Source organism: Marinomonas lutimaris (genome assembly GCF_019426345.1).
Taxonomy (GTDB): domain Bacteria; phylum Pseudomonadota; class Gammaproteobacteria; order Pseudomonadales; family Marinomonadaceae; genus Marinomonas; species Marinomonas lutimaris.
In genome coordinates, this window is sequence record NZ_JAHLLW010000008.1 from 23,904 (window position 1) to 35,907 (window position 12,004).

A 12,004-nucleotide genomic window follows, 5' to 3' on the forward strand; every position below is an offset into this window, starting at 1 on the left:
TGAAAATGTTTAAAGCAATCGGCACTTTACTTTTTGGCTCTTTGTTGTTGCTTGTGCAATCCTGTGCACAGGTGCCAGTAGAAACCAAAGAAGATCCATGGGAAGGTTTCAACCGCTCTATGTTTACTTTCAATGATGCAATTGATGGTGCTGTTTTAAAGCCTGTTGCTGAGGGATATAAGGCTATTACGCCTAATCCCGTACAGAGAGGTGTGAGCAATTTTTTCTCTAACCTTGGAGAAATCGGCAATATAACCAACAATCTATTGCAAGGGAAATGGGATGCAACAGCGTCGTCAACATTCCGCTTTTTGATCAATAGTACCGCTGGCTGGTTGGGTCTTTTTGATGTGGCTAGCGAAATGGGGCTAAAAAAATACGATGAAGACTTTGGCCAAACGCTTGGGTATTGGGGCGTGTCATCTGGCCCTTATTTGGTATTGCCATTCTTTGGTCCTTCTACTGTGCGTGATGGTTCAGGTTTGGCCATTAAATATACGTACCTTGATGAAACAAGCATTCTCGACTTAAATGATGATGAGGAGCTTGGTTTATTAGCCTTAGACGTTGTTGAAACAAGAGCACGTTACCTCAATGCGGAAGGCATGATTGTTGGGGACAGGTACAGCTTTATCCGAGATGTGTATTTACAAAATAGAGCATATGAAGTTTACGATGGAAATCCACCAAAGAAACAAGCTATCAAAAATACTGATTCAGCAGACGATAGTTGGGGTGATGAAACTGAAAACGATAGCTGGGGTGATGATTCTGCGAGTGATAGCTGGGGGGATGAAGCTGAAGTCGATAGTTGGGGCGATGACTCTGCCGCAACGACGGATGGCAATATTTCGTCAGAGAGTGATGTCACCGCGGACAGTAGTTGGTCCGAATAACAGAATCTATTTTAATGAATAAGCGGCTGTCGACATCCCATTGGTTTAATGAAAGCCTTTTTAATGAAGCGCTAGTAAAAGGTTTTTTGCTCGTGATAGGCAGTTCTTGCCTTGTACTGATAGTGCTTAATGTAATGGCGGCAAAGTATCAAGTCGCATTGGCAGAAGCTATTCTGCTAATGCTGACCATTTGTGTATGGTTTTGCCCTATACAGTGGCGTCATTACAAGTGGTTTGTTTCGCTTTATGTAGCGTTTATCTTTGCCTGTATTTTAATCGGAATCAGCTTTTCTCCTCTGTATTCTGGTCGACAGGTTTGGGTGCTTATTTTCCCTATGACCTCCTATCTTATGTTGGGTAAACGCACAGGTTTTTGGTTGAGCGCTGTTTGCCTTTGTTTGGTTAGTACTATTCTATTTCTGCGCTTTTATGATGATTTTAAAGACGGTCTAATTAGTATTGTCGTGAACTTGTTTCTAGCCTATGTCTTCTTATGGGGGCTAACTCACGGTGCCGAGCGAGTTCACAAGAAAATGTTATATGCTTTAAAGAAAATAGCATCTACCGACCCTCTTACAGGTCTTGCCAATCGCCGTAATGTTAGTCAAAACTCGCTATATCAGCTTCAACAAGTTACTGGGATGGGCGATGAATTAGCACTTGTTTTGATAGATCTAGATAATTTCAAAAAAATAAATGATATACATGGGCATGAAGTTGGTGACGCGGTGCTGGTGGACTTTGCTGAGCGATTAAGGGCGCATGTTGATGATAACGAGCAGCTATTTCGCTTAGGTGGAGAAGAGTTTTGTGTTTTTATGCCAGCTGCGCAAAGCAAGGACTGGTCAGTCGCATTTTGCCAGTATGTAGATGACTCTCTATTTTATTTTGATGAGCTGGAAATTCATTATACTGTGAGTATTGGCGTGTCTTGTAGTCAGAAAGGGCGTGGTGATTTTAAGCATTTATATAGAATTGCCGACCAGCGGTTATACAAAGCAAAAAGCCTTGGTCGGAATTGTGTTGTTTTAATGGATTAAGAGTTTAGGTGTTTTTGATGAGTTCATTTAATGAATCATTAGACGCTAGTAATAGATTGAGCCCAAAATGAAGGAGCATTGTTAATGCTCCTTAGCTTGCTTTCTTGAGACCACTATCTATTGCAAGTGTAATCTTTAATACCTTTCCAGAGTCTGTACCAATGTACAGCACACCAGCTGAATCCTGAGCAATTGAACGAAGACGTTCATCCAAATGTTCTAGGTAACGAGTTTCTGTTGTCTTGCCATTCTTATCAATTTTGATCTTGTTTAAATGTCTCAAAGCGAGCGCGGTAGATAGAAAATCACCGTTCCAGTTCGAAAACAACATACCTTTATAACGTATCAAACTGCTTGGTGCGATAGAAGGAATAAACACCTTAGCAGGGTTGTCTATGCCATCTTTTGTGTTCCCTTCACCGACGCTGATTGGTCCCCAGTATTCTTTGCCATAAGACACAATTGGCCAGCCGTAATTCGCACCTGGGCGTATTAGATTTATTTCATCTCCGCCTCTTGGACCATGTTCATTTGACCATAGCGTATGGGTATCTGTGTCGTAAAAAAGGCCTTGAGGATTGCGATGTCCGTAACTCCATATCTCATTACGAATGTTGGCATGAGTCACAAAAGGGTTGTCCCTTGGTACACTTCCATCTAAATTTAAACGAATAACGCTGCCCGCATGGTTTGTTAAATCCTGAGCATTCTCACGAACACCACGATCACCAACCGAGAAAAAGACATGCTGTTGGCCATCAAAGGCAATACGTCCACCATAGTGCTTAGTTTCGCTTGCCGCTGAGTCTGTGACCAATAAATCATGCCATTCAGTTAGTTTGTTGCCTGCTAATTTAGCTCTGGCTAACGTAGTTTTTGAGCCATCATCGGTTGGTTTTGAATAGGTGAAATATAACCAACCTTGTTCTTTAAACTGCGGGGATTTTGCCACGTCTAGCAGGCCGCCTTGGCCTCGGTTATCCACTTCTGGAAGTCCTGTAAGGGCCTGCTTTTTACCCGTAGTTAAATCGACTTTATATGCGGAACCTTTTTTGATTGTGACAATAGCTTCTTGATCATTGATTATGGCAATACCCCAAGGTATGCCATCAAATTGAGTGATCTGATCAATGTTTAGTGAATCGTCAACGATAGCATCCGAGGCGCTAACATTTAGCGCCATCAGGCCTGCTAAAAATAGAATCCAAGTTTTCATAAAGGCGACCTCTTACCGCGAATTTCAGTGAAGTATATAGAAAATAGTCGCAAGATGAGGGTTTTGGAAGGCATTTCCTTAACAATTGCCGATTGCTTGCCTAGTTGGATAAAGTATTCAGCGAAGCGTTAATTAAGGTCTTAAAGCATGTTTTTTGATGGGATCATGCAAATAGTAGCTACTTAAACTCGCTTTCTAAATTGAAAATTTAAAGTGATGGCCCGAAGTAGCGTTCGTTTTCAGCAACATGTCGAGTCACCACTGCATTAGCGGCAATAATGGCGTTATTGCCAATTTCAATACCGGGTAGGATTTTGGCACCGCCGCCAATCCAGACTTTATTGCCAATAGTAATAGGACGAGCAAAGCATTCGCCAGAGGCCCGTAAGTCAGCATCCCTAGGATGATCAACCGTATAAAAGTGAACGCCGGGACCGATTAATACATCGTCACCGATATGAATTTTAGCGCTGTCTAAAAAAATACATTGGAAATTAATGAATACTCGTTCACCAAGATGAATTTGCGAACCATAATCACATTGAAAGCCCGATTCAATCACCACACTACCAAATTCTGCAAACAAACGCGTAACATGACGAAGATTGCCCTTACTTGGGTGCGCATTGAATTTAGCACAGGCAAGACGAGCCGTTTCTCTGCGTAGTCGAAGATCTAGGTCGATAGCATTAAACGCTTCGCTATTAACCATTTTTTCAAATTCTGTTGTTTCGGTCATCTTTCGTTCTTCTTGTGAAAAATAAAAAACGCGACCTAGGCCGCGTTTTTAACTTACTTGTTTCTATTTTATAGCATAGACGCTAGAGTAATTTCTAATTTACGTTGATCTGCAGCGAAGTTACGAATGCCTTCAGACAATTTCTCAGTCGCCATCGCATCTTCGTTCATAGCCCAACGGAATGCTGCTTCTGTGATAGAGGCTGGAGCAGGTTTCACGTCAGTGGTTGGAACCAATTTACGCTCAAGTTTGCCCTCGTCTTTTTTCAACTCTTCAAGCAGGTTAGGGCTGATAGTCAAACGGTCACAACCAGCAAGTTGCTCGATTTCACCGATGTTACGGAAGCTCGCACCCATTACTACAGTTTGGTAGCCGTGCTGCTTGTAGTAGTTGTAGATTTCAGTCACAGATACAACACCTGGATCAGTCTCAGCTGTGTACTCTTGGCCAGTCGATTTTTTGTACCAATCAAGGATACGACCAACGAATGGAGAAATCAGGTAAACGCCAGCTTCAGCACAGGCTTGCGCTTGAGCAAAAGAGAAAAGCAAAGTCAGGTTACAGTTGATGCCTTCTTTTTCTAGCTCTTCTGCGGCTTTGATGCCTTCCCAAGTAGACGCTGCTTTAATCAGAACGCGGTCACGAGACACGCCAGCTTCTTCATAAAGCGCAATCAATTTGCGTGCTTTCGCTAGTGTCGCTTCTTTGTCAAAAGACAAACGTGCATCTACTTCTGTAGAAATACGGCCAGGAACGTATTTTAGAATTTCAGTACCAACAATAACCGCAAGTTTGTCACCTGCGTCTAGAACTTGTTGATCTTTATCGTTGCTTTGTGTTTTTGCCCAAGCAACCGCTTGATCTAGGAAAGGGGCATACTCTGGAATTTGTGCAGCTTTAAGCATCAAAGACGGATTTGTTGTCGCATCTTGTGGTAAAAAATCTTTGATTGCCGTGATATCACCGGTGTCGGCCACAATGGTCGTGAACTCTTTTAACTGAGATAACTTATTGCTCATTGCTCTTATCCTTTGCGTTGATGATTTTTGACCAATTCAATGGCCTCTAATAATACATTTACCTGTGCGTCAGCTTTATGACCATTTTCAGATAAGTAGCGACGGAACTGTTTGCCGCCGGCTTCACCCTGAAAAATACCCAAAATGTGTCGGGTTAGGTGCATCAAGCGTTCGCCTTCTTGCAGCTTGCGTTCAACATAAGGAACGAAAGCCTCTAGTGCCTTGTAGCGATCATTAACCAAAGCTTGACCGCCAAATAATACTTCGTCGACCTGACTTAAAATCCATGGATTATGGTATGCCTCACGGCCAACCATAACGCCATCTACGTGCGCTAACTGTTCTTTGCATTCATCTAATGTTTTTATGCCACCGTTTATAATGATTTCAAGGTCAGGGAAATCTTTCTTTAACTGATGCACATAATGATATTTGAGCGGCGGTACTTCGCGGTTTTCTTTTGGGCTCAAGCCTTCCAGAATCGCATTACGGGCATGGACAATAAAGGTCGTCACGCCAGTCGTTGCCACATCACCGACAAAATCTCGTACTACGCTGTAATCTTCTTGGTCATCTAAACCAATGCGGTGTTTGATCGTCACCGGAATATCGCAGTTATCCTGCATCGCACGCATGGCATCTTTCACCTTATCAGGGTAAGCCATTAAACACGCACCGATTAAACTGTTTTGTACTCTGTCACTTGGGCAACCGACATTAAGATTAACCTCATCAAAGCCAGCTTGCTGCGCCATTTTTGCGCATTTACCCAACGCAACAGCGTCAGATCCACCTAACTGCAACGCAATAGGGTGCTCACACTCATCATAACGTAAGAATCTTTCAGGATGATTGCCTTGAAGCAGCGCGCCAGTGGTCACCATCTCGGTATAAAGCAGCGTATTCTTTGTCAATTTTCTAGCGAATACTCGGTAATCGCTGGTCGTCCAATCCATCATCGGGGCAATTGAAAATCGACGATCAAGCTTAGCGCTTGAATTTACTGGGGCAGCCCCATTATCTAGTGACATTTTTCTACTATCGAATAAGTTCAAAAAAGCGTCGCGACATAAGGAAATGACTCCCTGCGACATAGTACAGACATTATGTCATAAAATTACAAGATATCTAAGAGACAAGGCCATCTAGTTTTGAGCTTATAGAAAAAGAACAGAAAAAATTTCGTAATGCGAAATTACCGCCGTCATGGTGCGCCAAGGTTCCACCGCCATCGGCGCAGGGCTTAGCTACAACCAAACCGCCGCACTGTCTGCGAGCCTAATAGCAGGCGGTGCCACGGAAGAGGTGGCTTCTACCGCGCTGAAAAACATCACAGGCCGACTCACCGCAGGCTTTGCCGCCACAAAAAGCCAACAAAGCGCCATGGGGCGACTAGGCTTCGATGCAGAAGAACTCGCGGCCATGATGCAGCAAGACGCCCAAGGCACCCTTGTGGAAGTCATGCGCGGCCTACAAAACGTCAACGCCACAGACCGAGGCGCGGTGATTTCCCAACTCTTTGGGGAAGAAGTAAAAGGCGCCGTCGCCAAACTCGTCACCACACTGGACGACGACAAAAACGGTCTTGTTTCTGCCTTTGGCAAAGTCGCCAACCAAGCCGACCGAGCCAACAGCGTCAACAACGAATACGCCAACCGCGCCGCCACCCGTGGACACATGCTTGGTCAACTCGGGGCCAAATTCGACCGCATGACCATCATCCTTGGTGATAGGCTCTTGCCCGTGCTCGATGCCGTCTTGCCGCCGCTCATGTCCGTGGTCGATGGTGTGGCCGACTTTGCCGAAGCCAACCCAGAACTGGCCACAGGCTTAATGGGCGTCGCCGCGGCCATTGCTGCCGTAAAAGCCGGAGCCATCGACTTCAAACTCGCCAAGCTCACCCTTGGCAACGGACGCGACCGCTTCAACCTTGGCAAAACCAAACTCACCAACTCCACTGACCAAACCACCCAAAGCGCCAACCGAGCATCCCGCTCCCTAGACCGACTCAACCGCAAGCTAAACAACCTAGGCGTAGGCGGTGGCTATGGAAGAGACAGAAGTGGAAGAGGGGGAAGAACAAGGGGAAGAACAAGGGGAAGCAGTAGAGGCCGTAACCGATTAGCAGGACTAAGAGACTACGAAGACAATCTATCAAGCCGAGCTAGACCCACAAGACCATCCCGACTAAGCGGGCGCTTTCGTCTTGGTAAATACGGTCGCCTTGCTGGCTTACTTGGCAGTGGCGCCGCCTTGGGCATGTTCTCAGGCGCAGCCAATGCGGGTGTTTCCAATATTGGAGAGTTGGCCATGACAGGGGCAGACCTAGCGGGAGCCGCTGGCGGATTATCTTCTATGTTGCCAATGGGTGGCATGGCTGGCGGCGTACTAAAAGGCGCGGGCAAACTGTTCAGACCATTAGACATCGCCCTACAAGGCGCAGGCCTTGCCTCCGCCATATCCCAAGGCAACAGCACCCAAATAGGCGCGACCGCAGGCGACATGGCAGGGGGCTTGGGAGGCGCGGCGGCAGGCGGCTTAGCTGGCGCGGCCATAGGTTCCGTCGTGCCCATTATCGGCACTGCCATTGGGGGCATCGTCGGTTCCATCGCAGGCGGCATGGGCGGTGGCTCTTTGGGTGAATGGATAGGCGGCGCTCTCTAGCTTGAATGAATGGGCGGTTGGTTTGAAGATGACAAAACCGACCAACCCGCACCAGACGCCATCGCCAAGCAAAGCCAACAGCTACAAAACAACAAAAGCATGACCTTTGCCCCAACCATCCACCTAACACCGACAGGCAACCCAAGTTACGACCAACAAGTCAGCGACCAAGTGATAGAAAGACTCAAAGCCGAATTTGCACAGGGAATGATGGGCAACATGGACGTGGCCGCAAGGGCGGATGGGAGCTTGACGGATAAGAGGGGGAGTTAGGCATAAAAATGTCAGGGATTTGTAAGGTTTTTCTGGTGCATAAAGAAAAAGGCGACTAGGATCAATCAGTAAGAATTCATGGCATCGAAAACGCGTATGCTTGTTTTTTCAGTTTTTTGATTTGTTAATATCTTTATTTAAGTTTTTAAAGTCAACAACTTACGGGAATATTAAGACGGTTTTAAAATTGTTTAAACGCACATGCGCACTTTTAAGTCGTTAGCTTGAAGTTTTCCGTCCCCGATAGTTAGGAATAAAAGTAAGGGCTAAATATAAATGAGTGCATGGAACGATTTTTTAGAGGAAGTTCGGCAAGCAGAGAACGACCTAGGGCATCCCAGAGAAGTTTGGTACCGAGGTCATTCGGATGAATCTTGGAGCCTCACGCCTAGCTTGCTGAGATATGATGATTGGGGTAACAAGGAGAAAAACCTTTTCCTTGAATTCACAAAAACTGCATCAGTACTGTTTGACAAAAGGGGAACTGATTGGGAGACCTTGTTTGATATGCAACACTACTGGGTTCCAACAAGATTGCTTGATTGGACATCCGTGATGGGAGTTGCAATTGCATTTATCCTCCACAATGACTATAGCGACTCCGAAAACAGTGCACTATTCGTGCTCGATCCAACTGCACTAAATAGACTAAGTGGTAGAGAAGAAGTAATAAACATACCGGAAGATAAGACCTTTGATTATAAAACAATCTACTGGGATAACAGACCAATTAAATTAGAAAAACCAATAGCCATACGTCCTCCTCATCAAAGTGATCGCTTGCGAGCACAGAAAGGTGTTTTCACGGTTCATGGTGCAATTGAAGGAAGCTTTGAGGAGCTGGCGCAAGATTGCTTTCGCAAGATAATACTTTCTTCAGATGCAAAGGAAGAAGCTAAAGATTTTCTAAAATGGGCTAATTTGGATGAATATACTATTTATCCAGATATTGTCGGAATGGCGCAGCACATCAAAAGAAAGATTTTATAAGGAGTTATATTGTGGAAATTAGTAAAAAAGACAGAGTTATGCTTATCAATCAATATCGAATTCTTGCTTTATTAGATGAGAATGAAGCGAGTCATTATAACGAGCTTATACAAATATTGGAGAATGGATATTCAAAATTCTATTCATTAATTGATCAATGGGTAAGTGATGACATGCCAGAGGAGGAAGGTGAGCTTGTTTTAAATATTCTCACTTTATATCGAGCTATTGATAGTGTGAAGAGCAAATTTAAAAGCGAAGAGGTCACACAAAATCCTTACTCAATATTCCCTGGTTTTGATGGAAATAATGAAACTGAATATATGTCCTTTGCAAGGTTTCTGGTTAAAGAACAAGGGAAGTTTCGAGAGCAAGAAAGATACTTAAAAGATAATGATGACATGAATAGTCATAGTCCAATGGTTAATAAGTATAAAAGAATGATTGAAAAGTCTAAAAATATAGATATATGGGAAATGGGTGTTAAAGAGGCCTTATCAATATTGAATGCATAAGCTAACAATGGACAGTAACAGACAAAAAATAGGCCCCGTTCCGCCGTTCGAGAATTTGGGGTTATGAGAGTTTAGAGCCAGATAAAACATATATGAGTTTTGAAGATTCGGGGGCGAAAATTCGGGGTCAGATGAAAAATAGATTACGGACGTGTACTATTAAATTGTTAAGTTTATATGGAAACTAATTTCTATGGGTGAGATTGAAGTTAAAACAAAAGACAAGGAACTGGCTAAGGAATTACAGTCATTGAAGATAGATGATCTTAAAATTGGACGCAGGATTAAGAATTTTGATTGTGCCGACCCAACAGTTATGGCAACAGCTAATCAAGTTGCAACCTTTATAGTTACTGCAGGTAGCTCTGTTGCACTAAGCTTATTTTCTAATTGGTTATATGATCGACTGAAGAGCAAAAAGAAGGACGAAGGTACCAAAATTAACGGTATAGATATATCGGGCGACAGCAATAACTTAAAAGTAGAAATTCATAACCATATCCATTTGTCAGATTCAAAGAGTAAATGAACTTAGCAATCAGCGACAGGCATCCATTTTTCACACCTTCACCCATCCAACAGTATGTTTAAAGTTTGGTGGCGGACAGAAATCTGATTGGTTTTCTATATGACCCAAAATGTCGCATCAGATGGTGACAGTTAGCTGTTATAGAGTACAGAGGTAAATATGGCAATATTTGAATTGTTTTCAAAAAGACAGAAAAAGCTGAGGGGGGAAGTCCCTGATGTATATCAATATGAAAATATTGACCAAAATTTCCGTGTACGGGTTATTCATATTATACGAGATACTATAGGTTGTGAGGGGCTTTACTCCAACAAAGTCTACGAAGAAATTCATAAGATACTTTGTAAAGAGTACGGAGTCTTTACTTTGAAAGAATATGCAGAATCCGATTTCTCAGCAGTATTTGACTACTTCTTAAACGAGAAAAATTATGAGATATGCCTAGACATCATTGAACTTGCCTTCAGCGTGATTGATGGCCATGTAAGGGAGAATGAGTGGGATTTTGATAATGCAACCGGTACTATTCAAAAACCAGATGACGCGATTTCTGAGTTAAATTTAAGGTTTAAAGAATCAGGAATTGGCTACCAGTTTGAATCAGGAGAACTAATCAGAGTTGACTCTCAATATGTTCATTCAGAAGTTGTTAAACCTGTTCTTCATCTTCTTGGTAAAAACAAGGAATATGCTGGTGCCAATGACGAGTTCTTATCAGCCCATGAGCACTATCGTCATAAACGTTATAAAGAATGCCTAAATGATTGTCTCAAATCCTTTGAAAGTCTGATGAAAGCAATCCATGAAAAACACGCATGGGCTTATAATCAAAATGACACAGCAAAAAAATTGATTAATAGCTGTCTTACTAACGGGTTAGTACCAGAATACCTACAGAATCAATTTTCATCTGTTCGAATTTTGCTTGAAAGTGGTATTCCTACAGTAAGAAATAAAGAAGGTGGCCATGGGCAAGGTACAGAAATCACAGTAGTTCCAGAGCACTTGGCAAGTTACACCTTGCATCTTACAGCAACTAATCTTCTGTTTTTGGTTAACTGTGAAGAAAAATATAGCTAACAAGACGCTGCTGTAAGATGAAAACCTGTAATGTTTCATCTGATTCTTTGATACTGAATTTGATTTGTGAACATTGACCCCACCCGAATCTTGATCTAACTCTTCTTGCACTGGCAAAATCCAGTGCTGGGAATCTCACCCTGCTTTACCAAAATGGCCTAAAAACACGCTCCGCGTGTTTTTTTGTGGCCGGAGTCCACCTGTTATGGTGAGTCTTTGTTGGGCTATCTTCGGCTAGGCCGTTCCTGTGGCGGTTGTACTAACCTGATTTTGATCCACTACCTTATCGAGATTCGAACCTTATTTGGTGGTTAATGACAGAATCAAAGGAATCCAGAAATTGCTATGGACATTATCTCAAGCATTGACGCACCCGTTGTACAAATCACTAACGATCAAATCACCACCACTTCAGCAAATTCTTTGGTAAACATCACAGAAACGTTTTACGCAAAATAGAAATCCTTGAATGCAGTGCTGAATTTAGAGCGCTCAATTTTGAGCTGGCTGAATACAAAGATGAACAAGACAAGACTCGCCCTATGTATCGCATCACCCGCGACGGCTTCGTCTTCTTGGGCATGGGCTTCACTGGCACCAAAGCCGCCCAGTTCAAAGAAGCCTACATCAGCGCCTTCAACCAAATGGAAAAACAGCTCCACGAGCAAAAACAGCTTCCCGCCACCACAGACAACCTAGCCATAGCGGAAACCGACAAGTACCAACTGCTCAACAACATCGTCAAATCCATGCAGATACAAAGCGACCCCGTTGTCCTACCATCTAAAGAAGTCGTCGAAATGGTACAAGCCATCCGCATGTACCAACAGCAAATCGCCCAACTGCAAACGCCAGACTGGGTAAACGACAACATCACCCGCGTCAAAGACTACGCCCAACGCAACTTTGTAGACTTTTAAGTGGCAAGCAACTAAAGCCTGCGAAAGTGGGCTTTAGTTGTTGTTTTTATTGGAGTAAAGGGATAGTTTTAACAATAAGTTAGATGGAGTTAGTGATTTTATGGGCATTTTTAGGGAGTAAAA

General features: G+C 43.4%; 13 protein-coding genes. 9 read left to right on the forward strand and 4 right to left on the reverse strand.

Features of this window, described 5'->3' with window-relative positions:
- Positions 1 to 5 precede the first annotated feature (5 nt).
- Both KPL72_RS10890 and KPL72_RS10895 read left to right on the forward strand, forming a co-directional pair.
- A complete protein-coding gene (locus tag KPL72_RS10890; protein WP_219702741.1) occupies positions 6 to 896 on the forward strand; it encodes an MlaA family lipoprotein in 891 nt (296 codons plus the stop codon).
- A gap of 14 nt (positions 897 to 910) precedes the next feature.
- Positions 911 to 1,936 carry a GGDEF domain-containing protein gene (locus KPL72_RS10895; RefSeq protein WP_249422205.1) on the forward strand — a complete coding sequence of 342 codons (1,026 nt, stop codon included), beginning with the start codon at positions 911 to 913 and terminating at the stop codon, positions 1,934 to 1,936.
- A gap of 91 nt (positions 1,937 to 2,027) precedes the next feature.
- Here KPL72_RS10895 and KPL72_RS10900 read toward each other — a convergent pair whose 3' ends face one another.
- From KPL72_RS10900 to dusA, 4 genes are all read right to left on the reverse strand, one after another.
- Positions 2,028 to 3,152, reverse strand: coding sequence for a PQQ-dependent sugar dehydrogenase (locus KPL72_RS10900; protein ID WP_219702742.1), 1,125 nt, complete (start codon positions 3,150 to 3,152; stop codon positions 2,028 to 2,030).
- 208 nt (positions 3,153 to 3,360) lie between these two features.
- Positions 3,361 to 3,891: a sugar O-acetyltransferase gene (locus KPL72_RS10905; protein WP_219702743.1), complete on the reverse strand. Its 531-nt coding sequence runs from the start codon at positions 3,889 to 3,891 to the stop codon at positions 3,361 to 3,363.
- A gap of 68 nt (positions 3,892 to 3,959) precedes the next feature.
- On the reverse strand, positions 3,960 to 4,910 hold the full coding sequence (tal, locus tag KPL72_RS10910; RefSeq protein WP_219702744.1) for a transaldolase: 951 nt from the start codon (positions 4,908 to 4,910) through the stop codon (positions 3,960 to 3,962).
- A 5-nt stretch (positions 4,911 to 4,915) separates the two neighbouring features.
- A complete protein-coding gene (dusA, locus tag KPL72_RS10915; RefSeq protein ID WP_219702745.1) occupies positions 4,916 to 5,941 on the reverse strand; it encodes a tRNA dihydrouridine(20/20a) synthase DusA in 1,026 nt (341 codons plus the stop codon).
- Positions 5,942 to 6,116: 175 nt separating this feature from the next.
- Between dusA and KPL72_RS10920 the strand changes: the two genes are divergently transcribed.
- From KPL72_RS10920 to KPL72_RS10950, 7 genes are all read left to right on the forward strand, one after another.
- Positions 6,117 to 7,574: a phage tail tape measure protein gene (locus KPL72_RS10920; RefSeq protein ID WP_219702746.1), complete on the forward strand. Its 1,458-nt coding sequence runs from the start codon at positions 6,117 to 6,119 to the stop codon at positions 7,572 to 7,574.
- A 9-nt stretch (positions 7,575 to 7,583) separates the two neighbouring features.
- Positions 7,584 to 7,847, forward strand: a complete 264-nt coding sequence (locus KPL72_RS10925; protein ID WP_219702747.1) for a hypothetical protein — start codon at positions 7,584 to 7,586, stop codon at positions 7,845 to 7,847.
- 276 nt (positions 7,848 to 8,123) lie between these two features.
- Positions 8,124 to 8,837, forward strand: coding sequence for an FRG domain-containing protein (locus tag KPL72_RS10930; protein ID WP_219702748.1), 714 nt, complete (start codon positions 8,124 to 8,126; stop codon positions 8,835 to 8,837).
- A gap of 11 nt (positions 8,838 to 8,848) precedes the next feature.
- Entirely contained in the window at positions 8,849 to 9,352 is a 504-nt protein-coding gene (locus KPL72_RS10935; RefSeq protein WP_219702749.1) for a YfbU family protein, read from the forward strand.
- A 193-nt stretch (positions 9,353 to 9,545) separates the two neighbouring features.
- Positions 9,546 to 9,881 (forward strand): hypothetical protein, encoded by a 336-nt coding sequence (locus tag KPL72_RS10940; RefSeq protein WP_219702750.1) that lies wholly within the window; start codon positions 9,546 to 9,548, stop codon positions 9,879 to 9,881.
- A 159-nt stretch (positions 9,882 to 10,040) separates the two neighbouring features.
- A complete protein-coding gene (locus tag KPL72_RS10945; RefSeq protein WP_219702751.1) occupies positions 10,041 to 10,961 on the forward strand; it encodes an abortive infection family protein in 921 nt (306 codons plus the stop codon).
- Between the two features lie 461 nt (positions 10,962 to 11,422).
- Positions 11,423 to 11,881: a Rha family transcriptional regulator gene (locus KPL72_RS10950; RefSeq protein ID WP_346729513.1), complete on the forward strand. Its 459-nt coding sequence runs from the start codon at positions 11,423 to 11,425 to the stop codon at positions 11,879 to 11,881.
- Positions 11,882 to 12,004 lie beyond the last annotated feature (123 nt).